This is a genomic window from Candidatus Electronema sp. JC (assembly GCF_048287365.2).
Taxonomy (GTDB): Bacteria; Desulfobacterota; Desulfobulbia; order Desulfobulbales; family Desulfobulbaceae; genus Electronema.
Genome location: NZ_JBLWEM020000021.1, coordinates 40,196 through 65,360, shown reverse-complemented (window position 1 = coordinate 65,360; position 25,165 = coordinate 40,196). Strand labels below are relative to the sequence as shown.

General features: G+C 61.3%; 25 protein-coding genes. 17 read left to right on the top strand and 8 right to left on the bottom strand.

What is annotated here, in order from left to right; translation table 11 throughout:
* Positions 1 to 120 precede the first annotated feature (120 nt).
* The 11 genes from ACNKH3_RS02980 (at position 121) to ACNKH3_RS02930 (ending at position 9,598) form a co-directional block, all read left to right on the top strand.
* The gene (locus ACNKH3_RS02980; RefSeq protein WP_420208190.1) at positions 121 to 423 is read left to right on the top strand and encodes a nucleotidyltransferase domain-containing protein; all 303 of its coding nucleotides are present in this window, start codon (positions 121 to 123) and stop codon (positions 421 to 423) included.
* A gap of 29 nt (positions 424 to 452) precedes the next feature.
* Positions 453 to 959 carry a hypothetical protein gene (locus ACNKH3_RS02975; RefSeq protein WP_420208188.1) on the top strand — a complete coding sequence of 169 codons (507 nt, stop codon included), beginning with the start codon at positions 453 to 455 and terminating at the stop codon, positions 957 to 959.
* 1 nt (position 960) lies between these two features.
* A complete protein-coding gene (locus tag ACNKH3_RS02970; RefSeq protein ID WP_420208187.1) occupies positions 961 to 1,758 on the top strand; it encodes a phosphatidate cytidylyltransferase in 798 nt (265 codons plus the stop codon).
* Positions 1,755 to 2,921: a 1-deoxy-D-xylulose-5-phosphate reductoisomerase gene (locus ACNKH3_RS02965; protein WP_420208186.1), complete on the top strand. Its 1,167-nt coding sequence runs from the start codon at positions 1,755 to 1,757 to the stop codon at positions 2,919 to 2,921. The genes ACNKH3_RS02970 and ACNKH3_RS02965 overlap by 4 nt, the downstream gene beginning before the upstream one ends.
* Before the next feature lie 218 nt (positions 2,922 to 3,139).
* Positions 3,140 to 4,597, top strand: coding sequence for a hypothetical protein (locus ACNKH3_RS02960; protein WP_420208185.1), 1,458 nt, complete (start codon positions 3,140 to 3,142; stop codon positions 4,595 to 4,597).
* A 47-nt stretch (positions 4,598 to 4,644) separates the two neighbouring features.
* Positions 4,645 to 5,940 (top strand): hypothetical protein, encoded by a 1,296-nt coding sequence (locus ACNKH3_RS02955; protein ID WP_420208184.1) that lies wholly within the window; start codon positions 4,645 to 4,647, stop codon positions 5,938 to 5,940.
* Position 5,941: 1 nt separating this feature from the next.
* Positions 5,942 to 7,015, top strand: a complete 1,074-nt coding sequence (gene rlmN / locus ACNKH3_RS02950; RefSeq protein ID WP_420208183.1) for a 23S rRNA (adenine(2503)-C(2))-methyltransferase RlmN — start codon at positions 5,942 to 5,944, stop codon at positions 7,013 to 7,015.
* Complete coding sequence (gene rsmI, locus ACNKH3_RS02945; RefSeq protein ID WP_420208182.1) at positions 7,012 to 7,857, top strand: 16S rRNA (cytidine(1402)-2'-O)-methyltransferase; 846 nt, start codon at positions 7,012 to 7,014, stop codon at positions 7,855 to 7,857. The genes rlmN and rsmI overlap by 4 nt, the downstream gene beginning before the upstream one ends.
* Positions 7,854 to 8,744 carry a DMT family transporter gene (locus ACNKH3_RS02940; protein ID WP_420208181.1) on the top strand — a complete coding sequence of 297 codons (891 nt, stop codon included), beginning with the start codon at positions 7,854 to 7,856 and terminating at the stop codon, positions 8,742 to 8,744. Before rsmI ends, ACNKH3_RS02940 begins: the two co-directional genes overlap by 4 nt.
* Positions 8,745 to 8,957, top strand: coding sequence for a Gfo/Idh/MocA family oxidoreductase (locus ACNKH3_RS02935; protein WP_420208180.1), 213 nt, complete (start codon positions 8,745 to 8,747; stop codon positions 8,955 to 8,957). It begins immediately after the preceding gene.
* A gap of 35 nt (positions 8,958 to 8,992) precedes the next feature.
* Complete coding sequence (locus tag ACNKH3_RS02930) at positions 8,993 to 9,598, top strand: acyltransferase (protein ID WP_420208189.1); 606 nt, start codon at positions 8,993 to 8,995, stop codon at positions 9,596 to 9,598.
* 10 nt (positions 9,599 to 9,608) lie between these two features.
* On the opposite strand, the gene ACNKH3_RS02925 is transcribed toward ACNKH3_RS02930, so the two are convergent.
* Positions 9,609 to 9,950, bottom strand: coding sequence for a hypothetical protein (locus ACNKH3_RS02925; RefSeq protein ID WP_420208179.1), 342 nt, complete (start codon positions 9,948 to 9,950; stop codon positions 9,609 to 9,611).
* Positions 9,951 to 10,013: 63 nt separating this feature from the next.
* Between ACNKH3_RS02925 and galE the strand changes: the two genes are divergently transcribed.
* Complete coding sequence (gene galE, locus ACNKH3_RS02920; RefSeq protein ID WP_420208178.1) at positions 10,014 to 11,042, top strand: UDP-glucose 4-epimerase GalE; 1,029 nt, start codon at positions 10,014 to 10,016, stop codon at positions 11,040 to 11,042.
* Here the strand turns inward: galE and yjgA are convergent.
* The 6 genes from yjgA to ACNKH3_RS02890 form a co-directional block, all read right to left on the bottom strand.
* Positions 11,021 to 11,584, bottom strand: coding sequence for a ribosome biogenesis factor YjgA (gene yjgA, locus ACNKH3_RS02915; RefSeq protein WP_420208177.1), 564 nt, complete (start codon positions 11,582 to 11,584; stop codon positions 11,021 to 11,023). The genes galE and yjgA overlap by 22 nt on opposite strands.
* Positions 11,585 to 11,587: 3 nt before the next feature.
* Positions 11,588 to 12,148: an HPP family protein gene (locus ACNKH3_RS02910; protein ID WP_420208176.1), complete on the bottom strand. Its 561-nt coding sequence runs from the start codon at positions 12,146 to 12,148 to the stop codon at positions 11,588 to 11,590.
* Positions 12,145 to 13,368 carry a bifunctional phosphopantothenoylcysteine decarboxylase/phosphopantothenate--cysteine ligase CoaBC gene (gene coaBC / locus ACNKH3_RS02905; RefSeq protein WP_420208175.1) on the bottom strand — a complete coding sequence of 408 codons (1,224 nt, stop codon included), beginning with the start codon at positions 13,366 to 13,368 and terminating at the stop codon, positions 12,145 to 12,147. The genes ACNKH3_RS02910 and coaBC overlap by 4 nt, the downstream gene beginning before the upstream one ends.
* Positions 13,369 to 13,370: 2 nt before the next feature.
* Entirely contained in the window at positions 13,371 to 13,919 is a 549-nt protein-coding gene (locus ACNKH3_RS02900) for a hypothetical protein (protein ID WP_420208174.1), read from the bottom strand.
* Positions 13,916 to 14,440 carry a nitroreductase family protein gene (locus ACNKH3_RS02895; protein WP_420208173.1) on the bottom strand — a complete coding sequence of 175 codons (525 nt, stop codon included), beginning with the start codon at positions 14,438 to 14,440 and terminating at the stop codon, positions 13,916 to 13,918. Before ACNKH3_RS02895 ends, ACNKH3_RS02900 begins: the two co-directional genes overlap by 4 nt.
* A 93-nt stretch (positions 14,441 to 14,533) precedes the next feature.
* Positions 14,534 to 15,688, bottom strand: coding sequence for a nucleotidyltransferase family protein (locus ACNKH3_RS02890; RefSeq protein WP_420208172.1), 1,155 nt, complete (start codon positions 15,686 to 15,688; stop codon positions 14,534 to 14,536).
* A gap of 138 nt (positions 15,689 to 15,826) precedes the next feature.
* Here ACNKH3_RS02890 and mfd point away from each other — a divergent pair, with 138 nt between their 5' ends.
* Positions 15,827 to 19,345: a transcription-repair coupling factor gene (mfd, locus tag ACNKH3_RS02885; RefSeq protein WP_420208171.1), complete on the top strand. Its 3,519-nt coding sequence runs from the start codon at positions 15,827 to 15,829 to the stop codon at positions 19,343 to 19,345.
* Between the two features lie 13 nt (positions 19,346 to 19,358).
* Here the strand turns inward: mfd and ACNKH3_RS02880 are convergent, their stop codons facing one another.
* Positions 19,359 to 20,384: a ferritin-like domain-containing protein gene (locus ACNKH3_RS02880; RefSeq protein WP_417916736.1), complete on the bottom strand. Its 1,026-nt coding sequence runs from the start codon at positions 20,382 to 20,384 to the stop codon at positions 19,359 to 19,361.
* A 274-nt stretch (positions 20,385 to 20,658) separates the two neighbouring features.
* Between ACNKH3_RS02880 and ACNKH3_RS02875 the strand changes: the two genes are divergently transcribed.
* The 4 genes from ACNKH3_RS02875 (at position 20,659) to ACNKH3_RS02860 (ending at position 25,157) form a co-directional block, all read left to right on the top strand.
* Positions 20,659 to 20,823 carry a hypothetical protein gene (locus tag ACNKH3_RS02875; protein ID WP_417916091.1) on the top strand — a complete coding sequence of 55 codons (165 nt, stop codon included), beginning with the start codon at positions 20,659 to 20,661 and terminating at the stop codon, positions 20,821 to 20,823.
* Positions 20,824 to 20,941: 118 nt separating this feature from the next.
* Complete coding sequence (locus ACNKH3_RS02870) at positions 20,942 to 21,331, top strand: response regulator (protein ID WP_417916092.1); 390 nt, start codon at positions 20,942 to 20,944, stop codon at positions 21,329 to 21,331.
* Positions 21,328 to 22,911 (top strand): MASE3 domain-containing protein, encoded by a 1,584-nt coding sequence (locus ACNKH3_RS02865; RefSeq protein WP_420208170.1) that lies wholly within the window; start codon positions 21,328 to 21,330, stop codon positions 22,909 to 22,911. The genes ACNKH3_RS02870 and ACNKH3_RS02865 overlap by 4 nt, the downstream gene beginning before the upstream one ends.
* Entirely contained in the window at positions 22,908 to 25,157 is a 2,250-nt protein-coding gene (locus tag ACNKH3_RS02860) for a response regulator (protein WP_420208169.1), read from the top strand. Before ACNKH3_RS02865 ends, ACNKH3_RS02860 begins: the two co-directional genes overlap by 4 nt.
* Positions 25,158 to 25,165: the final 8 nt, after the last annotated feature.

Sequence of the window (25,165 nt, the reverse complement as noted above, 5' to 3'; positions counted from 1 at the left end):
TTGTCCGCGCTCTTTTATGCAGAGTGATGTTCATGATGACAAACCGGGCTGTTTATGTTCTGATAAAATACCGCTGATCCGTTCCCAAGCTCTGAACAACGGCCAGCTCCTTTTTGGTATATTATCATACGGGGCCTGACATATAGGGCCGTTCTCTTTGGTTCCTATGCAGAGGGAACAGCGCGGGCTGACAGCGACATAGACTTGATTGTCGTGTTGAATAAGCATGAGTTGCCAAAAAGTTTTGCTGAACGCTGTGAAAATTATTCATTGGTGAAGAAGTATTTTAGTCTCTTGAAAGAGAAAGTCCCTATGGACTTAATAGTCTATACTAAGCGCGAATGGGAAGAATTTGTTAAAGCGGACAGTTCGTTTACCAGAGAAGTCCTTAAAAAAGGAAAAATTCTCGTGCTACTGCGATAGTTTAACAACTAAAAACTAAACGGATAACTATGAAACATCTAATTTCTGTTGCTGTCGCCTGTAGTTTCATTTGTATGTTTGCAGCGTGCGACAATCAAACCTCGCAAAATCCTGTTTTATCGACTTCTTCTGTAAAGAAAGAACCTGTAAAACCGACAGCTCCGATATATCCAGAAGAACTAGTATCACGTGGTGCAGCTATTCATAAAGCAGCTCTCGCTCGAACAGAGGATGCCAGACTTGATGTCTGGGGAACCGGATTTCCTTCTGTTCAGGCATGTATCTGGATTCCAGAAGATCAATGGAAAGCTCTGTCTATCGAGGACAGAGAAGCGTTTATTACATATTTAAAGGCGCAAGTTCCAGCTATACGGAGCAATCCAGATCGTTACACTGGAATACCAGAAGATGCACCGGCCTACAAGAGGATTCGAGATAATATTGCAAACATGAAAGACGGAGCTTTTATCATATTTACAATGGTACAAGATGATGGTCGCTGGATACAGAGTGGAACTGTAGCTGAATCAAAATAAAATGAACCGCTTCATTCCCGGTCTGCTCATGGCCGCGCTGTGGGTGCTGCTGCTGTACATCGCCCCACCGCTGATTTTCTGGTTTGTCATGACAGTCGGCGCGGCGGCGGCCCTGCGCGAGTTCTTCCGCATGGCGGTGAAAACACCCGGCTCCGGGGTGCGGGTGCTGGCCATCGCCGCCAGCCTTAGCCCGGTGCTGGCCGCTTACGCAGGCACTCCGGCGGCGGTTCTGACCGGCAGCTATCTCGCCTTGCTCGGCCTCGCCCTCTTGGTCATCTTCTTCTACACCGCCTTTGCCGACCCGCTCGCCTTTCTGCTCAACGCGGGCTTTTCCGTCTTCTACGTCTCGCTCTGCTGCGGCTTCATCATCTTGCTGCACGGCCTACCCGACGGCAGCCACTGGCTGCTGATTCTCACCGTCATCACAGCTGGTTCCGACACCGGAGCCTATTACGCAGGCCGCGCCTTTGGCAAACGCAAGCTCTGCCCGCCAGTCAGCCCGAAAAAAACCGTGAACGGGGCCATCGGCGGAATGCTGGCGGCAGTTGCGGCGGCAGTGCTGCTTGGCTGCTTCCTGCTGCCGAAAGTGAGCTGCTTGAAAATGGCCGTTGCCGCGCTCCTGCTTGCTGCTGTCGGCATCGTCGGCGATTTGCTCGAATCGGTGATCAAACGCGGCACTGGCTGTAAGGATTCCGGCACCATGTTGAAAGGCCACGGCGGCCTGCTTGACCGCGCCGACAGCCTGCTTTTCGCCGCGCCGCTGCTTTATGCCCTGCTGTCGTGGGGATTTTTCGCATGAAAACGCTCGCTCTGCTCGGCTCCACTGGCTCCATCGGCAAAAATGTGCTGAACGTGGTGCGGGTTTTTCCTGACCGCTTCCGCATCGTCGGGCTGGCGGCTGGGAAAAACATCACCGAGCTGGCCGCGCAGGTGCTGGAGTTTCAGCCGGAGCGCATCTCCGTTGCCGACGAAGAAACAGCGGCGCGATTGGCCGAGCTGCTGCCTGCCGAATATCGGCAGAAGATTTTCTGGGGTGAAGAGGGCAATATTCAGGTTGCCACCGTGCCTGCCGCGCAGATGGTCATCACTGCCGTGGTTGGGGCCGCTGGCCTCTTGCCGACTTTGGCCGCGATTGAGGCGGGCAAAGACATCGGCTTGGCGAACAAAGAAACCTTGGTTATGGCCGGGCGGATCGTCATGCAGGCGGCGCGCGAGCATCAGGTTTCTCTGCTGCCGATAGACTCCGAGCATTCCGCGATTTTCCAAGCCCTTGAAGCAGGCCGCCGCGATGACGTGGCCATGCTCATTCTCACTGCGTCCGGCGGGCCGTTCCGCACCTTCTCGCCGGAGCAGTTAGCCTGCGCTGCGCCCGCCCAAGCCTTGGCGCATCCCAACTGGTCAATGGGCCGCAAAATTTCGATTGACTCCGCCACGATGATGAACAAAGGGCTGGAGGTGATCGAGGCCCGCTGGCTTTTCGACATCCCGGCGGAGAAAATCCGGGTGGTGGTGCATCCTGAGTCCATCGTCCATTCCTTGGTCGAGTACATTGACGGCTCGGTGATGGCCCAGCTCGGCATTCCTGACATGCGCATTCCCATCGCCTATGCCCTGTCCTATCCTGAACGGCTTAATCTCGGCCTGTCGCGGCTCAGTCTTTCCGCCTGCGGCAGTCTTAATTTCGAGAAGCCGGATTACGAGCGTTTTCCTGCGCTGGGTCTCGCCTTTGCCGTGCTGCAAGAAGGCGGGGTGAAGCCTGCGGTTTTGAACGCCGCCAACGAGGTCGCGGTCGCCGCCTTTCTTGACAAAAAAATCGGCTTCACCGATATTGCAAAGGTGGTCAAAACGGTGCTGTCGCGGTTTACTGCGGGCGATGATCTTGATTTGGCGGCAATTCTTGCGGCGGATGCTGAAGCGCGGGAGCTGGCAGAAAAGAAAATTTTGAACAGCAGCAGAGGATGAAAATGGCAAAAAATGCAATAGCTTTGAAGCCCTTTCTTGAAATGCTCAGGACGCATTGTGCCACGCTGAAAAAATCTGAACTGATTGATTTGCTTTGTCAGACAGCGCAAGAAATTCCTGCCGAAGAACGGAAGTCTTTTTTGGAAGAATTTGGTGTTATCGCAACAAAGCAAGGCGGCAGCAAGTCTGCGGACAACATTCTTGCAAGAACAGAGAAATTGCTGCAAGATGTCATTGATTTGCATCAATCCGTCGACGACGGCTCATATTACGAGGAGCAGTATTGGGAGGAAGATAATTATTATGATGATTTTTCTGGCATTTCTGAAGAGCAGAAGCAGCGTTTCACGCAGCTGATTGCCGAGGCGGACAAGCTCTTTTTCGCTGGAGAGCTGGAAATCGCCAAACAGGTGTATGAAAAGCTGACAGATCTGATCCTGTATGGCGATGAGCTGCAATACACTGTTGATTATGAGGAATTAGAGATAAACTGGCGGGAGACTCTATCCAAATACTGCCGCTGCGTCTATGAGACCGCCCCTGATGCCGACAAGGCAAAATGGATGAGGCAGGCATTGGCGGTTGACCGGCAGCATTTCTCTGACGGCAGCGAAGATCTGTTTCCGTCGCTCCGGGATGTGTTTGACGCGCGGGCCGGAGAACTGGCCGGATGGAATGATTTTCTCAAGCAGTTGCGGAAAAACCTGAGAGCGGCTGTCAGCAGGCGGGGCATTCTTCTGCATCTGGAGGCGGCGCAGTGGCTGGACGGTTTGTCCGGCCTTGCGGAAGAAGTGCGCAAAAAGCAGGCTCCGGTCGGCTATCTGTTCTGGCTGGAGCAGCTGCGGACGCATGAGGCTTGGAAGGAGCTGGCCCAAGCGGCGCACGAGGCTTTGCGCGCCATGCCGCATGACGCGCTGCGGGCTGAAGCGGCGGCGCAGTTGAGCTTGGCCGGTGAGCGCACCGGCGACAAAAGCCTTATTTTGCAGGGCAGACGCGAGCAATTCTTTTCCAAGCCGATTGAGGACAATTTGGCTGCTTTGCTGCGGGAGGCGACTGCGCAGCAGGTCAGCGAGAGGGAATTAAACAAGGTGCTTGCGTATCTTGAAGCGGCACCGAAGCAAAAGAATCCGTCGGATTTTTCGTTCCTCAAGATCAAAATCATGCTGCTTTTAGGAAGGCTGCAAGAAAGCTATGCGGCAATTGATCAAAAAGCGGCCATTGGCTGGTCAGATGAGAAAAGAACAACCGGAGCCGTTTATGTCAGCATTTTGCTCTTCCTGAGTCAAGGACATGCGCAGGCCAAGACAATTCATAGCCTTTTCACCAGATACATCAACGACCGTTACAGCAGCAATGCCTTTATCGTTGAGGCCATCCGGCAGCGTCTGCTGCAAATTTCTGTCGCATCGTGGCATAAAGAAGAATGGCTTAAATTTGTTGAGCATATTTCCGTTGCCCGCGCCGAGCAGATCGTCTCCAATAAATATCGGAAAGGCTATGCCAGAGGGGCTGAAGCCTTGGGCGGCTATATGGAATGCTTGATCCTGCATGAGCAGCGGAACCAAGCTGCCGCCTTTCTTGATTTGAAAAGAAATCAGCAGTACAAGCGGTATCCGGCCTTCCGTCAGGAGCTGGACACGGTTGTGAAAAATTCGCCGCTTTTGTCCGGCATCTGACGGCGGAGCAGCTCACGTTCGACACTGTTGAAAAATAGGTGTTATCCTTGACTGTTGTTATATACGCACTGCTCGCGCTGGGCCTGACCGCCGCAGCGGCAGGAAGCTCGGCCCGCTGCATACTCCGCAGAAAGAACATCCCCGCCGAGTCGGCCAAAGAGGTCGCGGCGGTGCTGTCCGGAGCCTTGTTTCTGGTCTATTGCTTCGCTGCGCTGCTTGCATATTTCCTTGCCGCGCCGCAGGCGGCGGAATCGTTCCGGCAGCTGCTGGCGCAGCCTGCCGCGCCAGACATGACGGTCAGCTCCCGGCCTGCTGTCCTGCCGCAAGGAAGCATGTCTGCCGAGCAAGACCAGGCAGCACGGCGGTTGGCGCTGGCTGAAACGTTGGAACTGCTGCATCAGGAAACCGAAGCGCGGTATCAGCTTTTTGGCCAAGAACATGTTTATATCGTCACGGAAGGCATTTCCGGGATTGAAGACCGCTACATCGCGCCCCGTTCGGAACAGTTCGCTCCGGCTGCTGACACGGCGGCTCTGAGTCAGCAGCCGCAGAGCATCTCGGTGCGCGAGCTGGTCTCCTCATTTGACGACATTTCCTCCATGCTGCCGCCGCCGGAGCCAGCTTCGGCGCAGACATGGCCGCAGAGCGGGCCAGCGCAGCAGCAGATGCCGATGGTCGCCGATCCGCCGCCCTCTGCGCCTGTTCCTCCTCAGGAAAATTTTGCAGTGCGGCAGGCCGCGCCGACAGTTCCGGTCAGCGATGCTCCGCCCGTCCCGCAGGAACTGTCGGCTGGCAGCGGCATAGATCAGCAGATCCGGGCGCATGAGCAAGGAGCGCAGCTGCCGCCTGCGGCGCGGCAGATCTCCTGCGAGGAGATCAAAAGCCACATGGACAGCACCGATCTTGGCGTGTTCCGCTACGCGGCCACCAAGCCGGAGGGGACTGTCACGCCGTGGAAAGGGCCGACAGGCTCCTATGTTCTCACCGCCGGGGCGGCGCACGGCGGCTGCCGGGACTACGCCTTGCAGGCCGAGCTGCGCGGCAGAATTCTGCGCTGCCAGTTCTCCTGCGCGCGGACGACAACGGGCAGCCCGGCGCAAGCCAGCCGCCCGGCCCGTCCGCAGCGCAGCGGCAAAGAGGTGATCCGCGAGGCGATGAACAGCAGCGACCAAGAGACGTTTCTTCAGGCGCTCAACTACCACGGCCCTATTTCTTGGCGCAGCAGCAGCGGCATTTTTTACACCGTCGCGCCGGTGCGTCTTGGCAATCCGTGCCGGGAATACGAGGTGCAGGCAAACATTCAAGGCCGCCTGTTCCGCTATCTTGAGTCCAACTGCGAATAACATGACCCCAGACAGCACAAAAACCGACCTGAAGAATCTCACCCAGGATGAGCTGGTGGACTACGCGGTCTCGCTCGGCCAGCCTGCTTTCCGGGGCCGCCAGCTGCTGCCGTGGCTGTACAAGCCCGGCATCGCGGATTTCAGCCAGATGACCGATCTGGCCAAGGAGTTTCGCGCCCTGCTGGCGGAGCAGGCCTTCATGAGCAGCTTCGCTGATCCCATCACAGAAATTTCAGCGGACGGAGCGGTGAAGTTCGGCTTCCGGCTGGAGGACGGCCTGCTGATTGAGTCGGTGCTGATCCCGGAGGAAGACCGCAACACGCTCTGCGTCTCCTCGCAGGCAGGCTGCGCGATGAAGTGCCGCTTTTGCCTGACCGGCCAGATGGGCTTCCGCCGCAACTTAAGCCGGGCCGAGATCGTCAATCAGATCTGCGCGGCGCAGGACTGGATGCGGGCCAATGCGGCGCATCTGCCCGGCCCGGAGCAGAACCTGACCAATCTCGTCTTCATGGGCATGGGCGAGCCGCTGGCCAATTTCGACAACCTGCTCGCCGCTCTCTCGATCCTCACTGAGCAGCGCGGCTTGGATTTCTCCGCCCGCAGAATCACCGTCTCCACCTGCGGTTTGGTGCCGCAGATGCTGGAGCTGGGCCGGCAGACCACGGTCAATCTGGCCGTCTCGCTCCATGCGGCGGACAACGAGACCCGCAGCCGCCTGATGCCGGTCAATGACCGCTGGCCCATCGAGGAGCTGCTGGCTGCTTGCACGCAGTATTCCAACAAGAAGCGGCAGCGGATCATGTTTGAATACACATTGTTCGAGGGCATCAACGACTCCGATGCCGATGCCCGCCAGCTGGCCGCCCTGCTGCGCGAGGTGCCCTGCAAGATCAACCTGCTGGCCATGAATGAGGGCGGCGGCCTGCCCTTTCACAGCCCGCCTTACGAGCGGCTGCTCCGCTTCCAGCAAATCCTCATGAATGCCCACTATACCGTCTTCATTCGCAAAAGCCGGGGCGCGGACATCTCCGCCGCCTGCGGCCTGCTGGCGGCGAACCACGAGCTTGCCGCATGAGCGCGTCTGCGGCCAAGCCCGGCATTCTGCACATCGCCGCCACGCCGATCGGCAATCTCGGCGACATCAGCCAGCGGCTGCGGGAGACGCTGGCTGCCGCCGACCTGATCGCCTGCGAGGACACCCGGCACACCCGCAAGCTGCTCTCGCACTTGAACATCAGCGCGAAATTGACCAGCTGCCACCGCGACAACGAGCAGCAGAAGGCTGTCCAGCTTATTGAGCGGCTGCTGGCGGGCGAGAAAGTGGCTTTTGTCTCTGACGCAGGCACGCCCGGCCTTTCCGATCCAGGCGCGGCCTTGGTGCGGGCGGCGCGGGCTGCCGGAATCACCGTGGTGCCGGTGCCCGGCCCGTCTGCCTTGGCAGCGGCCTTGTCCGTGGCCGGGCTGACAGAATCCGCCTTTTACTTCGGCGGCTTTCTTGCAGCGAAAAAAAGCGCGCGGCGCAAGCAGCTGGCCGCGCTCAAGGCCCTGCCCTGCCCGTTGGTCTTTTACGAAGCCCCGCACCGCATTCAGGCAGCTTTGCAGGATTGCCTATACATGCTCGGCGACCGCCCGGCCCAGCTCTTCCGCGAGCTGACCAAGATTCATGAGGAGCATCTGGCCGGGCCGCTCTCCGGGCTGCTGGAGCGGATGAGCGGCAAGGCACTGGGGGAATTTGTGCTGCTCATCAGCGGAGCGGCAGAGCGGCAGGAGGAAAAGCCGGGCAATCTCGACGAGCTGATCCACTGGCACCGCGATCAGGGCAGCTCGCTCAAAGATGCGGTACGGCAGATTGCCGAGGCGTTGGATCTGCCGAAGTCGCAGGTCTATCAGCAGGCCTTGCGGCTGTGGGAGCGATGAAGGGCGCAATCTGGCGGATTCACGCCCTGATGCTGCTGGCCGCGATGCTGATCGCCACCTCGTTCACAGTCAGCAAGGCGGTGGCGGACGGCATGGATCCGGCAGTGCTGACTTTGCTCCGCTTCGTCTTGGCCGCTCTGCTCTTCCTGCCGCTGACCGCCTGGCGGGACGGCCTGCGCCTGCCTATCTGGCGGCAGCTCTTCGGCTACGCCTGCATCAGCTTCACCCTGACCGGCTTTTTCTGGCTGATGTATCTTTCCCTGCGAACAACCACCGCCCTCAACACCGGCGTGATCTTCACCCTTGTTCCGGGCATTTCCGGGCTGTACAGCGCAGTCCTGCTGCGCGAGCGGCTGGGCCGGAGCCGCCTGCTGGCGATGATTCCGGCCACTGTCGGCGCAATCTGGGTGCTTTTTCACGGCAGCATGGAGCGGCTGCTGGCCTTTGACCTCAATCCCGGCGATCCGCTCTTTTTCCTGAGCTGCCTGCTGATGGCCTTCTACACGCCTTTGGTCAAGCTCTTCCACCGCGACGAGCCGATGAGCGTGATGACCTTCTGGATTTTAGTCACCGGCAGCGGCTGGCTGCTGCTCTTGGCCGGGCCACGACTGCCGCAGGTGCCGTGGCATGACATCTCGCTGACGGTCTGGGCCGGAACTGCATATTTAGCTGTGTTCTGCACCATCATCACTTTTTTTCTCAGCCAGTACTGCACCCTGCGGCTCGGCCCGACCAGAGTCATGGCCTACAGCTATCTCTATCCGCCCTTCATTCTATTTGTTGAATGGCTCTGCGGCCACCCGCTGCCCCCGGCGCAGGTGCTGCCCGGCTTGGTGCTGATTGTCGCAGCGATGCTGATTGTGCAACGCGGCGCGTCGGAAAGATGAGTGCGTAGCGTGGCTTTGGCCACCCCGGCGGTTTCACACGCTCTGCTGGCGCGGGAGGCGTTGCTGGCTGGCAAAGATGTGTATGTCAAGAAGCCGCTCTGCCTAAGCGAGGCGGAGGGCGCGGAGCTGATCGCGCTGGCGGAAAAGCAGGGCCGCATTTTGATGGTCGGCCATCTGCTCTGGTATCCCCGGCAGTGCTCAAAGAGGTGCTGAACCGTTGTCAGCAGGCATTGGAAAGCGGGGCGACAGTGGCGGTCGAGCAGGCGGAGGAGAAAAACTGGCAGGCTCATCCAAGCGCGATTGTTGACAAGGCCGCTGTCATCGGCCACGGCACGAAAATCTGGCATTTCAGCCACATCCTTGCCGGTTCGGAAATCGGCCCGGAATGCAGCATCGGCCAGAATGTGGTCGTCGGCCCGAAAGCGAAAGTCGGCAAGGGCTGCAAGATTCAGAACAACGTCTCAGTCTATGAGGGCGTGACGCTGGAGGATTACGTCTTCTGCGGTCCGTCCATGGTCTTCACCAATGTCTATAATCCGCGCTGCGAGTTCCCGCGCAAAAACGAATACCGGCAGACGCTGGTCAAGCGCGGCGCGACGCTGGGCGCGAACTGCACCGTGGTTTGCGGCATTACGGTCGGCAGCTACGCCTTTGTCGGTGCGGGCGCGGTGGTGACAGAGGATGTGCCGGACTTCGCCCTGATGGTCGGCTGCCCGGCCAAACAAATCGGCTGGATGAGCCGCTTCGGCGAGCGGCTTGACCTGCCGTTGACCGGCGACGGCGAGGCGGTTTGTCCGCATACAGGAGAAAAGTACAGGCTAGCGAATGGCAAGCTGGATATTGTCAATGGATAAAAAAAATCAGTCAGTTCGGCATCTCCTCCGCCGTGCCCAGCACCTTCGCGCTGATCGTCCGCTTTGTCCTTTCGTCCGGCTCCGGCGTGTTCCAGCTGATGAACTGCTCAATCACGCGCATGTAGTCGCCGTTGTCCTGCTTGCACTCGGCGCAGATGGATTCGGCCTGATCGCGGTACATGATGATTTTGCTGGCCGGTTCGCCCGCCAAGCTCACCGCCGCCATTTTGCGGCAGCCGCAGTTCAGCCGGATCACGGCCACGCCGACCGCCTCCGGGCTGCCTTCCAAGATGCCTGCGATCATCGCTTTTTCGCCCTGCTCCGGGCTGCGCTGTGTCTTTTTTGTCGTCATTATTGAATAAATTATAAAAAATAAATAAAACCTTGCCGCAAAGGCAGTCAAGGAGCGCAACAGATGCACATCATCGTCACCGGCGGGGCTGGCTACATCGGCACCCACACCTGCTTGGAGCTGCTGCAAAGCGGCCATGCAGTGACTGTCATTGACAACCTGTCCAACTCCTGCCAAGAGGCGTTGCGGCGGGTCGAACGGCTGGCAGGCCGCTCACTGCGTTTTTTTCCTGCGGATCTCACCGATCCGGCGGCGGTGGACGATATCTTCCGCCAGAGCCGGGACGCGGCGGCGGTCATTCACTTCGCGGGTCTCAAGGCAGTAGGCGAATCCGCCGTGAAGCCGCTGCTGTATTATCACAACAACCTCACCGGCACCATCAACCTCTGCCAGGCCATGCAGCGGCACGGGGTGAAAAATCTGGTCTTCAGCTCCTCTGCCACAGTGTATGGCGATCCAGCATCGGTGCCGATTCGCGAGGATTTCCCCCTTGGCACCTGCACCAATCCCTACGCCCGCACCAAGGCGATGATCGAGGACATCCTGCGCGACCTGCACCGGGCTGATGCGGCATGGAACATCGCCCTGCTCCGCTATTTCAATCCGGTCGGGGCGCATGAGAGCGGCGAAATCGGTGAAGACCCCAATGGCATTCCCAACAATCTGATGCCCTACATCGCCCAAGTGGCGGTGGGACGGCTGCCGCAGCTCGCGGTCTTTGGCAACGATTACCCCACCGCAGACGGCACCGGCGTGCGCGACTTCATCCATGTGGTCGATTTGGCGGTCGGCCATCTGCGGGCGTTGGAAAAGCTGGCGCAGCAGCCGGGCGTGGCGGCCTACAATCTCGGCACCGGACACGGCTGCTCGGTGCTGGAGCTGATCGCGGCTTTTGAGAAAGCCTCTGGCCGGAAGATACCCTATCGCATCACCCCACGGCGGCCCGGCGACATTGCCTGCTGCTACGCCGACCCCTCGCTGGCTCAACGTGAGCTGCGCTGGAAAGCGGAGCGGGATGTTGCGGCGATGTGCGCGGACACCTGGAACTGGCAGTCGAAGAATCCGAATGGCTACAGAAGCGACGCGGGCTGAGGGCCATGCGCCCTGCCAAGCTGCTCCTGCGCGGCGCGGAGGATGCGGAACAGCTCGCGGCTGTGGCGGGGATTGCGGCTGACAGCGAAGAAAAAGGCCAGCCGGGCCAGCTCACCTGCGTCCGTGCCGGGCAGCTTGGCCGCGATATCCGCCGCCAGCTGGGACCGCCAGTTTTCGCTGAAGTCCTCCTGCCGCTCCTTGGCCCGCTGCTTGGCGGCAAACGCCTCCTCGATCAGCGCGTCGCGCAGATGCTCCAGCTCATGCTGCCGCTTTTTCCGCAGCAGCGCGTCGCCTTTGCGCCCGGCCAGAAACTGGTAGAGCGGCTCCGGCGAGTCCTCCTCGCGCAGCAGCTTGGTGATGTGCTTGATCAGCCGCTTTCTCGCGCCGTCGTGCTTCAGCCCGGCGGCCTCTTGCAGCTGGCCGCGCAGCTCCTCTCCGGCAGGCAGAGCGGCCAGCACGGCGGCGGGCAGAGCGGCCAGCTCCTCAGCCAGATCCTCCAGCTGCTTGACTCTGCGTTTTTGTTCCGATCTGCTCAGTTCCATGTTTTAAAACCAAAATTCTGGATAGCGGCGGCTCGCGGGGATATTGTTGACCAGCAGGGCGATGAGCAGCATGATTGCTGCGCCAAGGCCGACCGGAGCGACAACGTAAAAAAAGCCAAGCTGATGAATGCTGTCGCCGCCGATGACCGCAATCAACGCGGTCGCGCCGCCGGGCGGATGCACAGTTTTGGTCAGGTGCATGGCGGCAATCGCTGTGGCCACGGCCAACGCGGCGGACAGCCAGATGACATCGCCGCAGAGCTTGTACGAGGCGACCCCGATCACAGCGGAAATCAGGTGGCCGCCAAGCAGATTTCTTGGCTGGGCGAAAGGGCTTTTCACCACGCCGTAGATCAGCACCGCTGACGCGCCGAACGAGCCGATGATCAAAATCAGCTCTTTTTCTGGCAAAAAACCGTAGTGCAGCCAAGACACGGCAGATATGCCGAGAAAACCGCCGAGCCACGACCAGAACATATTCTCGAAAAGGTTCTCGTGCGGCGGATGGCCTGCGCCCTCCACGCCCTTCATTTTGGCCAAATAGCCGCTGACGCGCTGTTTCATGCTGTTGTCTCCGCGCCTGCCGCTTTTCTCTCTTGCAGCAGAGAAAGCGCTTTGTCCCAGATGCGGTCCGCCGTCTCCTCCTTGGAGAGCAGCTCCAAGGTTTCTGACGAATCCCGCGTGATCAGGGTGATTTGATTGGTGTCGGCCTCAAAGCCGGTGCTGCTGCCGAGGATGTCGTTGACCACGATCAGATCAGCGTTTTTGGCCAGCAGCTTGCGGCGGCCTTCGGCCTCATGGCCCCCGCTTTCCGCCGCAAAGCCGATCAGCAGCTGATCAGTCCGCCGTCTGCTGCCCAAGGCGGCGAGGATGTCAGGATTTGCCGCCAAGGCCAGCAGCGGCTCAATGGCTGTTTTTTTGATTTTCTGAGCGGAGAAGGCGGCGGCGCGGAAATCTGCCACTGCCGCCGCCTTGACCACGATGGAGGCGGTCTGAGCGTGACGGCTGACCGCCTCAGCCATTTCCAAGGCCGTGCGCACCGAAACCACGTTCATGTCAGGCGGCGGAGCCAAGGCGACCGGGCCGGACACCAGCGTGACCTCGGCCCCGCGCCGCCGCGCTGTCCGCGCCAAGGCGTAGCCCATCTTGCCGCTGGAGCGGTTGCTGAGAAAGCGGGCCGGATCGAGCGGCTCTTGGGTTGGCCCGGCGGTGATCAGCACCCGCTCGCCCGCCAGATCCTGCTTGGCTAGCAGACCGAGCAGAGCCTCCCGCGCCGTGTCCCATTCGACCAAGCGGCCCGCGCCCTCCTCGCCGCAGGCCAGCCGCCCGCAGTCCGGCTCCGCAATCCGATAGCCGTATTCACGCAGCGCAGCTAAATTCCGCTGCGTGGCCGGATGAGCCAGCATTCGTGCATTCATGGCCGGACAGATCAGCACCGGCGCGGAGCAGGCCAGAACTGAGGCCGAGAGCAGGTCGTCGGCAAATCCCTGCGCCAGCCGGGCGATGGTCTGGGCTGTGGCCGGAGCGATCAGCACTGCGTCCGCCGCCGCAGGCAGGCTGATATGCTCCATACCTGCGGCAAACATGTTCTCATGCGCCGGATTGCCGGAAAGCGCGGCAAAGGTGAGCGGCGTGACAAAGCGGGCCGCAGCGGCGGTCAGCACCACATGCACCTGCGCCCCTTCCTGCCGCAGCGCGCTCACCCAGCCTGCGGCCTTGAAGGCGGCGATGGAGCCGCAGACTCCGAAGAGGATGGTTTTGCCGCGCAGCGGCGAGCCGCTCATGCTCAGTAGCTGAGATCGTCCAGCGGCTGCACTGCCTGCTGCTCTGTCGGCGGCGCGGCCTGCTTTTGCGGCGGAATCAAGGGCGTGGCAGGCTCTCCAAAAGGATTGAGCTTGACCGCAGCGGTCTTGTCAATGGTCACATAAAGGGTCAAATGCGTGCGATTGCGGAAATCGCCTTCAGAGATGACCATCATGCAGGTTTTGTGCGGCTTGACAAAGGCAAACATGATGTCTGATGAAGCGGCCTCGCCGACTAATTTCCACTTCGAGTCCTGCATGGCGTTCAGCATGTAGTCCTTGAGCGACATGGTCTCGACTTTGCCGCTGTAATGCCAGACTCCGCCATGAAAGGATTCAGTCTTGATGGTCATCGAGCGGGCGCGGTCCCATTCCATTTCCGCAGGCATCATGATGTCATGGATGTCGTCAGCGAAGGTCTGGATCGGAGGCAGGGCGGAATAATCATTCCGCATGGAAATGCCGGGCAGGACGCAGCCGGACAGAGAGAGAAGCAGGGCGGCGGCGCTCAGGACGGTGCAGCGTTGATTCATGGAGCGGTTCCTCCGAATTCGTTTAAAATAAAGGTTGACAGCGGCTGCCGTTGCGACTGCTGATCCCGGCGGCGGGGCTGGCCAAGAGCGAGCAGGGCGGCCAGCTCGTGCTGACTGCTCAGGCCCAGCACCTCGTTGACGCGGTCTTTTTTGGCCAAAATCTGCCCAAGCCAGACCGCGCCCAGCCCCAGCGCATGAGCAGCCAAGAGCATGTTTTGAATGCAGGCTCCGGCAGCCTGATGATCCTTGACCCGATCATACATCTTTTCCTGATCAAGGTAAACGGCAATCAGAGCAGGCGCGGTTTTGACAATATGGGCGTAATGCGTCAGTGCGGCAAGCCGCTCTCGGATGTCGTTGTCGCGGATGATGACGAAACGCCATGGCTGGTTGTTGAGGCCGGACGGCGCCCAGATGCCTGCGCAGATGATCTGCTCGATCAAGCTGCGCTCCACTGGTTCATCGGTGAATTCCCGGATGCTGCGCCGGGTTTTGATGAGTTCGAGCAGAGACTGGTTCATTTTTCTGTTGTGCGGCTTGCAGCCGCTCCCGCTGCTGCTTTTAGTATTCCAGGCAATAAGCCGCACTCAAGCACGGCGCCCGGCTGTTGCGTTTTATTTTTTCAAACGGGCGCGGCGGCAGTCTTTGAACCAGCGCCAGACCATGCGGGGATGCTCCAGCAGGCGCGCCCGCCAGTACGGCAGCCCGCTGAGATGGCCGTGATAGACTTGCAGCCACCACTCCGGCGGCCAGATGGTGTCCAGCGCCAGCCGCAGCAGGCCGCTCCGCCGTGTTTTCGCCAGCTTGCGCAAAGGCCAGCCGCTGTAGGGCAGACCGATGCCCGCCGGTTTCCGGCTGATGTCCAGTCCAAGACGGCTGATCACCCTGTCCGGCAGCGGGGTGAGAAAATGCAGGCGGGACAGCGCGGCAGACAGGACAGGCTCCTCGGCCCGCGCCTGCTCCCAGTCAATTTCGTCCAAAAATTTGGCCGCCAGCGTGACCAGATCGGCAACGTGAATCAGGCGGAACGGCTCGTAGGACAGCGGCGCCTGAAAGCCGTGCAGATACACTGAGCGGAGCGTGTCCTCCCAAGACAAAGTGCGGCAGGCCGCGCCGCCGATTGCAATCGGACGCGAGGAAGGCCAGGATTTTTCCAGCGGCCAGCGCGGGCAGCGGGCGTGGAGCGGCAGCAGATTGCGGTGCAGCTCCACAGTCACCGGCAGCCCGTCCATTGTTTTGACCAACGGCGGCAGGTGGTAGTAGTCAGGGGGAATGTCATGCCCGGCCTCCTGCTGCCAGCCAAGTGACAGCAGCAGCGCTTCGGCGCGGGCCGCGTCCTCATGCCGCAGCAGCAGGTCAATGTCCCGCATCGGACGCAGGCCCGGCTCGCTGTACACCGCGCCAGCCAAGGCGATGCCCTTGACCGCCAGCAGGTCTACGCCCTCTGCCGCGCAGGCGCTGATGATCTCGGCGGCGGCCCTGCTGCGGAGGCTCCAGGCATGACGGCTCCGCAGGCGCAGGCTTTGCAGGGCGCGGCGGAACGGCTCCGGCGCGCCGGCCCAGCCGACGGCGACGAGGTGCTTATGCAGCAGCGGGGCCATGCCCTCCCGTTCGGCCTCATGCAGCAGCAGATTCCAGTCGGCATCATCCGCTGTCTGCCGGAACGCGGCGGCGGCCTGATCCAGCCGGACGAGCGTCTCCTGCTCCGCCGCGTCGCAGGCGCAGAGGGCGAGAAGCCGCCGCCGCGTCAGTTGTGCTGTCTGTCTCATGTCGTCGTGTCAGATAGTGCTGCAAAGTACGCATCATGCCGCGCAGCTCCGTATTGTACCAGAGTTTCACTCTTCGCGGGACAGTTTCATGTATTTCCGGTTTACTTCTGCCGGGCTGCATGGTAGGTATTTGGCATCATGCTTAAACAAATCGCCGACGGTCTGAAGATCGGACAAAACAGAGAAATCACTGGCCTGAACTGCGGCAGCACCGCCCTGCTCCTCGCCCGCTTGCAGGCGGAGCGGCAGGAGACCGTCTGCTGCATCGTCCCGGCGGACGAGCCGTTGGCGCGGGACATCAGCCTCTTCACCGCCGCGCCGGTGCTGGTGTATCCGGCCTTTGAGATGCCGCCTTACGCCCGCTTGGCCCCTGATCCGGCCACGGTTGCGGCCCGCATTGCCGCGCTGCATTTCCTCCATGAGCGCAGCCAGCCCTGCATCCTCCTCGCCTCGGCGGAGGCGGCTCTGCGGCGGGTGCTGCCCGGCCCGCTTCTTAGCGGCAGCTGCGAGCTGGTCATGTCTGGCGAAAGCTGCGACCGTGACGGCCTGATCGCCGCCCTGATCCGCAACGGCTATCAACTCTGCGAGCTGGCGCAGCAGCCGGGCGACTTGGCTGTGCGCGGCGGCATTGTTGACCTCTTTCCGCCGCCGTTCCGGCCCGCGCTGGAGGGCAAGGCACTCCGCCTCAGCTTCTGCGGCGACACAGTGCAGTCTATCCGCGCCTTTGATCCGCTCACGCAGCGTTCCGAGGAAGAGCTGGACGAGGCTGTCATCCTGCCTGCTTCGGACATCCTCTTTCCGCGCAGCGAGACATGGCGACAAGAGCTATCCGTCCGCGCCGAGATCTTCGGCTTCAGCAATGCCGACGCGCTGCGCCAGCTTGGCGAGCAAATCCGCTTTCCCGGCATTGAGTTCCTCCTGCCCTTGGTCTGCCCGGAGCCGCAGACTCTGTTCGACTACCTCCCGCCCGGCGCGGTCTGCGTAGTGCAGGAGCCAGATGCAGTCAACCAGAAAATCAGCCTGCTCTGGGAGCGGATTGAGCACAACCGGACTGAGGCTGCCGCCGAAGGTTTCGCCCTGCCGCCGCAACGCCTCTTCCTCAGTCAAACTGAGCTGGAGCGGCAGATTTTTGAGCGTCCGCGCATTGATCTTCGCCCTGAGCCGCAGCAAGACAGCGGCCACGGCACGCTGCGGCAGGAGATCGAACTGGAGCGCAAGAAGCGCGGCGTGGTCGCGCCGCTGGCCGAGCGGCTGACCGGCTGGCTGCGGGCGGGCGAGACCGCTGTCCTTGCCTGCCGCTCCAGCCTGCAGGCGGATCATCTGGAAGAGATGCTGACTGGCTGCGGCCTCAAGCCGGGCCGGACAGCCTCGCCGCTTGACCTGAGCGCGTGCCCGAAAGGCACGCTGCTCTTGGTCGAGCATCCGCTCTCGCAGGGCTTTGATCTGCCGGAGGAAGGGCTGCACATCCTCTCCGCTGCCGAGCTGTTCGGCGAGAAGCGGCTTGGCCCGCAGAGCAGCCGCAGAAAGGGCCGCAGCGGGCAGAAGGACGCGCTCGCGCTGGAGGATATTGCGGTAGGCGACGTGGCTGTCCACCGCGACCACGGCCTTGCCAGCTTCTTAGGCTTGGTCAATATGGACTTTGCCGGGCAGCGCGGTGACTTCCTCCTGCTGGAGTTCCTCGGCAACGACCGCCTTTATGTGCCGGTGGACCAGCTCCACTTGGTCAGCCGCTATCAGGGCCTCAGCGACGAGCAGCCCAAATTAGACAAGCTCGGCTCTTCGCGCTGGCAGACGGCGAAGAAGAAGGTGACTGAGGCGGTCTGGGAGAAGGCGCAGGAATTGCTTGGTATCTACGCCCAACGCGAGCTGCGGCAGGGCCACAGCTTTCAGCCGCCCGGTGTGTTATACAAGGAGCTGACCGAGTCCTTCCCGTATGACGAGACAGAGGGGCAGGCAGCGGCGATTGACGATGTGCTGCGCGACCTGCAAGCGGCAAAGCCGATGGACCGGCTGGTCTGCGGCGATGTGGGATACGGCAAGACAGAAGTGGCGGTGCGGGCGGCCTGCAAGGCGATTGAGGACGGCTTTCAGGTCGCGGTCTTGGTGCCGACCACGGTTCTTGCCGAGCAGCACACCGCCACCTTCCGCGAGCGTTTTGCGGGCTTCAACATTGAGGTGGCCTGCACCAGCCGCTTCCGCACCACAAAGGAGCAGAAGCAGATTGCCGAGGGCCTCAAGTCCGGCCAGATCAGCCTGATAGTCGGCACGCACCGGCTGCTTTCAGACAGCCTTGCTTTCAGCAATCTCGGCCTGTTGATTGTGGATGAGGAGCACCGCTTCGGGGTTTCGCACAAGGAGCGGCTGAAGAAGCTCCGCGCCAATATAGATGTGCTGACGCTGACCGCGACCCCAATCCCTCGCACCTTGCAAATGTCCTTGCTGGGGATACGCGACTTGTCCGTGATCTCCAGCCCGCCGCGCCATCGCCGGGCCGTGAAGACCTTCCTTGCCCGCAAGGACGACTTGGTCATCCGCGAGGCGGTGCAGCAGGAGCTGGCGCGGGGCGGCCAAGTCTTCTTCATCCACAACCGCATTCAGTCCATCCACACGCTGGCCGAGCATCTGCATCAGCTCGTCCCCACCGCCCGCATCGCCGTGGCGCATGGCCAGATGCCCGGCCCGGAGCTGGAGGAGATCATGGTCAGCTTCATCAGCCATGAGATTGACGTGCTGGTCTGCACGACCATCGTCGAGTCGGGCCTCGACATTGCCAACGCCAACACCATCCTCATCAACCGGGCCGACCGCATCGGCTTGGCGGACATCTACCAGCTGCGCGGGCGGGTGGGCCGGGCAACGCGGCAGTCCTACGCCTACCTGCTGGTACCCGACGTGGAGCAGCTGACCAGCGAGGCCGAGCAGCGGCTTCGCGCCCTGATGGACTGCTCGGAGCTGGGCAGCGGCTTCAAGCTGGCCATGAACGATCTCCAGCTGCGCGGCGGCGGCAATCTGCTGGGCGAGTCCCAGTCCGGCCACATCGCCGCAGTCGGCTACGATCTCTACTTGGAGCTGCTGCAAGAGACTGTGGCGGAACTGAAGCAGCAGGCCGCGCAGGGCGGCGAGCGAGTCAAGCCGCTGCCGGAACCGGAGATCAAGCTGCCGGTGGCCTCGTTCCTGCCGGATGCCTACATCCGCGACACAAGTCTGCGCTACCGCTTCTACCGCCGTCTCTCCGCCGTAGGCAGCGGGGGGCAGCCTGAGCAGCTTGCCGAGCTAAAAGAGGAGCTGATTGACCGCTTCGGCCCGCTGCCGCCGGAAGCGGAGAACCTCTTCGCCCTGCTTGGCCTGAAGCAGCAGCTGCGCCAGCTCGGCATCAGCAAGGTGGAGCTGGCCCCAGTCGGGCTGGTCTTCAGCTTCAGCGAGCAGACCACAGTCGCGCCGGAAACCCTGCTCGCCTTTGTCGAACGCTTCCGGCCCAAGCAGCCGACCAAGCCTTTGCCAAAGGGGAAGAAGCCCGAACCAGAGCCGGTGCGCCTCACCCCGGACGGGCGGCTGATTGTGGCTGTGCAGGCGCAGGCGGATGTCTTCAGCTCTGTTGCGGCGGTGCTGGCGTTTTTTTTAAAAACCACATTGAACAGAGCCGAATGCGCGAGCTGACTTGAACCGTTGCTCACGCCCTCCTGTTTTCCTGGCCGACAGCCGCCAGCTCAAACCAGTTTGGAATCACTCCAGCCTTCCAGCAGGTCCGCGCATTGGCGATCAGCTGTTGCATCACCCCCTGCACAGCGGCCCAAAGCGCGTCGCCGCCGCCGAAATTGACCCCGCCATTGGCCCAGAGCGTCTCCAGCATCAGCAGAAGCTGGAAAAAGTTCTGCTGAAGCGGCCTGTTCGCCGGGTCGTCAGGCCGTTCCACGCCGGTGAAGACTTCCGGCAGGGCCTCGTTCTTCAGTTTGAGAAAACGGCCGAAATGGGCGTAGCCGTTATACGGCTCCGGATCTTTGGGATCGTGCATCAGGCGGTAATAGGGCGGGATGGGAAAATTCTTCTCCGTCCACGGCGGCGACTGCAAAAACTCGCCGAGGATATGGCCCTCGCCCTGATTGGTCACAGCCTGCACCGCGTTGCGCGCGTCAGCGTAGCTGGCGATGATCTGAGGAAACTGCTGCTTCGGCCAGCGCGCCTGCTGACAGCGGGTGTTCCAGCCGAACTGCTCCACGCCGACTTGCTTGATGCCGACCATCAGGCCGTCGTACATCTCGCCGATGGAGCTGTAGGGATGCTGCGGCGTGGAATGGTCGACCGCCTGATTGAGCGGCAGCTCCTCCGGGTTCTCAATGTCGAGCATGATGTTCAGCCGCTCGTCGTCCAGCGGCCCCAGCGAGGCGTTGAGAAAGGCCCGCTCGCCAGTCTCCGGGTCGTAGGGCTTGATGTGCGGCACGTCCTCGCCGTAGCGGGGCGGCCTGAAGTTCGGCGGCGCGTCCAGCGCGGCGCAGAGGTTGGCGGCCAGCTGGAGATGAAGCATCTCCTCCGCCGCCACGCTGAAGATGATCCGGGCGGCCTCGCTGCGCCGGTCTTTGATTGAGGCCATCGCGGTGAGATAGAGCGGCAGGGTGTACAGCTCCACGGCGGCGGCGGCCTGGGCGTGCTCCTGCACAAGTTGTTTGGTCCATACGTTGCGGGCTTCCGGGCTGGTCATGGCGTTTCTCCTGGCAGTTGATGTTCCGCACAATATAGCCTTTCCGTCCGGCAAAGGTCAAGGCGAAGTCCTCAAGCGATATTGGCCAGTTGCCCGGCAGCCAGACAGGCTGCGCTTTTCCCGGCGCCGCAGGTTTGACAGGCCAGACAGGCTGCGCTTTTCCCGGCGCCGCAGGTTTGACAGAAGTGTTTTTTTTTGTTAATTGAAAGCGCGGCGGACGGGCTTCATCCCGTTCAATCTGACAATCTGATGATCCGACTGGAGACCTGCACAGTTGACTGCCGACAACGCCGACACGAAAACCGCCGCGCCGAAAAAAAACGCCGCGCTTGGCAAACGCTGCGGCCAGACCGCCGTGACCGTGTTTTTGCTGGCGGTCTTCGGCCTGGTTCTGCTCTGCGTCGGCATCGGCCTGACCTGGCTTGCGCCCGTCCGCTGACGCAGCCGATGCCGGTTGCCATTCCTCTCAGGCTGCCGTATGATGGAGGGAGGGATTGCTCTGCTGCCGCAGTTTGGTCCCTCGGAACCAAAAAAATCCGCTGAGAGAATGATGCCTCATGACGGAACTCAATGCAAGGTCTCCGAAAATTTTAGTGATTGACGACGATTTCGCCAACCGCCGGGTGCTGCAGTTAGTGCTGACGCGCAACGGCTACACAGCTTCGCTGGCCGGAGACGGCTGCGAAGGGCTGCGCATGGCCAAAGCTGTCCGCCCGGATCTGATTCTGCTCGATTTCTTCATGCCCGGCGAGGACGGCTTCGAGGTGCTGGCGCAGCTCAAGGCTGATCCTGAGCTGCGCGGCATCCCGGTGGTCATCTTCACCGTGCTGGTGCGCGAGGAGTCAGAGCGGCAGGCGCTGAAGATGGGCGCGGCGGCCTATGTCACCAAGCCCTTTGACATCAGCGAGGTGATCACCTGCATCCGCCGCATTCTGCCGCAGCCATGAGCGCGGAAACGCCGCCGGGCGTGGCCGGCAGCCGTCATGAGCAGTTCTGCGTGCTGGCGGCGCTGCTGGCCTCTTTTGCCGGCCTCTGCTGGGTCAGCCTTTACAATTTTCTGCTTTTCCATAGCTTGGCGGAAATTTATCATGTCGCGGTATTCTGGGGAATTTTTTTCATCACGTGGAGCGCGCGGCGGCTCCTCAGGAACAGCTATCTCTGCGTGCTGGGCGTGTCCTCGCTGTTCCTCGGCTTTCTCAACCTCCTGCACATGCTGGCCTACAAGGGCATGGGCGTTTTTCCCGATGCCCTGCCCAATCTGCCCACCCAGCTTTGGATAACAGCCCGCCTGCTGCACGCCTTCGCTTTTGTCGCCGCCTCGCTCTGTCTTTTCCGCCCGCAGCAGAATATCAACGCTTTTCTGCCCGCAGCCATCTGGGGGCTGCTGACAGCACTCTTCACGGCGCTGATTTTCACCGGACATTTCCCTGACTGCTTTATTGAAGGGCAGGGTTTGACTCTTTTCAAAAAAACTGCTGAAATCAGCGCAGTTGTCCTCTTCGCTCTGGCGGCCTGGCTCACCTGGCTCAAGCGGGAGAAAATGGACAGGCATGTGCTGCGCCTGCTGGCCGCCGCCTGGCTGCTGACCACGGCGGCAGGATTGATGTTCATTTTTTACACCAAGGTCAACGGCCCGGCCAACATGCTGGGCCATCTGTTCAATCTCGGCTCCACCTACTGCGTCTTCCGGGCCTTCATCCGCACCGGCATCACCGCGCCGCAGACGCTGCTTTTTTATGAGCTGGAGCGGCGGCGGGCCGCGCTGGAGGATGATGTGCGCGAGCGCGCCAAGGCGCTGGAGGCGAAAAATCAGGAGCTGGAGTCCACCAATCAGCGGCTGAACGAGTTCGCCTACAGCATCTCCCATGACCTGCGCGAGCCGCTGCGGGGCATGTACAACTTTGCCCATTTTCTTGCCGAAGATTACCGCGATGCCATTGACGGCGAGGGCCGCGAGATGCTGGACGGCATCATGCGGCTGGCCAAACGCCTGGACGGGCAGGTGCTCGGCGTGCTCAAATATTCCCGCATCGCCCGGCTTGATCTGGAGCTGCGCCCGGTCAGCATGGACGCGCTGCTCGACGAGGTGCTGGACGGGCTGGCTGACATGACCGCCCAGCGCAATGTGCGGATCGAGCGGCCCCCGCTTCTGCCCGAGGTGGTCTGTCATGGCGAATATCTGCGCGAAGCGCTCCACAATTTGATCAGCAACGGCATCATCTACAACGACAAGGCGGAAAAGGTGGTCGCCGTGGGCTGCCTGCCTGCGGGCGGCCCTTTCGGGGACGGCCAGGCCCCGGTTTTTTTCGTCCGCGACAACGGCATCGGCATTCCTGAGAAGCATTTTCAAAAAATCTTTGGTATCTTCAGAAGACTGCACGGCCAGGACAAATATGGGGGCGGCACCGGGGTCGGCCTGACCATCGCCCGGCAGGTGATCGAGCGGCACGGAGGAAAGATCACGCTGGAATCGGAACTGGGCAAGGGCACCACCTTTTATTTCACCTTATCCGCCGGAAGACGATGACGTATTTTTCAGACAGAAGCGGCCCTGCGCGGGGCAGCGAGCTGCGGCAGCGGGCCGAGGAGGTTTTCGCCGGGCTGGACCGCAAAACTTTTTCCGCCAATGCGCCGGACGTGAAAAGTCTGGTTGAAGAGCTGAACATCTTTCATATTGAGCTGGAGATGCAGAACGAGGAGCTGCGGCGCACCCAGACCGAGCTGGAAGCCTCGCGGCGGCATCTCGCCGACCTGTTCACCCGCGCGCCCATCGGCTTTCTCGTCCTCCGCCCGGACGGCCAGATGCTGGAGATCAACAGCTTGATCCAAGATTATTTCGGCCTGTCCGAGCAGATGCTGGTCAAACGGACCCTTGACTCCTTCATCAGCCCGGAGTCCTTCAGCGGCTACGCGGCGGCGCGGCAGGCGGTGCTGACCGGCGCGCAGGCCATCGCCGAGGCCGATGTCCTCCTCCGCGTCACGCCGTCAAAACAGTTCTGGGCGCGGCTGCGGATGGACATGATCGAGGATCACCGCGAGCCGGGCAGCCAGCTGCTCCTCTGCTCGGTGCGGAACATTGAGCGGGAGAAGGCGGCGGAGCAGGTGCTGCTCAACGCCAGAACCGAACTGATCAGCCAGGTCGAGCGCCGCACCAGCGAGCTGGAAGTTTCGGAACGCAAGTACAGCCTGCTGCTCAACCGCGCCAGCGACGCTATTCTTGTCAGCGAGCTGAGAAGCGGAATCATCGTCGAGGCCAACGAGCAGGCCGCCCGGCTGCTGAACCTGCCAGCCGATGAATTGACCGGCGTGCGTTTGGACAGCGTTTTTTCGGCGGAGCAGGTGCGGCAGTTTTTCGCCGCAGCGGACGAAGACGGCGGCGGCGTGGTCGAGACAGCGATTTTCAGCCGGCAGGGCAGGCTGAAAATTCCAGTGGAGGTCAGCAGCGCGGTGGTCGAATTTGAGCGGCGGCAGCTTCTGCTGCAAATGCTGCGCGACATCAGCGGACGGAAGCAGGCTGAGGAGGCGTTGCGGCAGGCGAAAAAGCGCACTGAGCACGCCAACATGGCCCTGATGACCGCCGCCAGCAAGGCCAAGCGGCTGGCCGAGGAGGCCCGGCAGGCCAACAAGGCCAAAAGCCGCTTTCTCGCCGCCATGAGTCACGAGATCCGCACGCCGATGAACGCCATCATCGGCATGACCGACATCGTCCTGCAAACGGAGCTTCAGCAGGAGCAGCGGCGCTTTCTCGGCATAGTCCGCAGTTCCGCCGGGCGGCTTCTTGACCTGATCAATGACATTCTCGACCTCTCCAAAATCGAGGCGGGCAAAATCACCCTTTCGCCCGCGCCGTTCTGCTTGGAGGACAGCATGAAGGCGGTCTGGGAGGAGATGCAGGTGCTGGCCGAGCAGAAGGGGCTGTACCTGCATTTCAGCTGCAAAGGGCGGCTGCGGCATCACGTGGTCGGCGATCTCGGCCACCTCCGCCAGGTGCTGGTGAATTTGATCGGCAACGCGGTCAAGTTCACCGACGAGGGCTGCGTGGTCTTCACGGTCGAGCTGCTGGAGCCGCTGCCCGCGCAGCCGCCGGACACGGTTTCGGTGCGTTTTATAGTCAGCGACTCCGGCCCCGGCATCCCGGAGGAAAAACAGGCGGCAATTTTCGAGGCTTTCGAGCAGTCGCATAAAGGCAAGGGCGGCACCGGCCTCGGCCTGTCCATCTCCATGCAGCTGATCAAACTGATGGGCAGCGTCATTGAGGTGGACAGCCAGCCCGGCACAGGCAGCTGCTTCTTCTTCACTCTTGTCCTGCCCACGGCGGCCAAGCCGGACAGCGCCGCCGCGCCGCCGCCGCACATCCGGACGGCGAGGAGGAAACGGCCTGAAGGCCAGCCCATGACTGTGCTGCTGGTGGATGATGTCGAGGCCAACCGGGTGCTGGCCAAATATCTGCTGGAGCAGCGCGGCTGGCTGGTGCAGGAGGCGGCTGACGGCCAGGAGGCCGTGGACATGCTGGCCAGAAAAAATTACGATCTGGTGCTGATGGATGTGGAGATGCCGGTGCTGGACGGGCTGGCGGCCACCAAAATCATCCGTGAGCGCGAGGCGGCCTGGGGCGGCCACGTGCCGGTGATCGCCATGACCGCCCATGCCCTGCGTGGCGACCGCGAGCGGATGCTGGCCGCAGGCATGGACGACTATGTGAGCAAGCCGCTGGTGCTGGAGGACTTCTTCGCCGCTGTCGAGCGCCAGCTTGAGACCTCCAGAGCGGCCTGAAGCCTGCG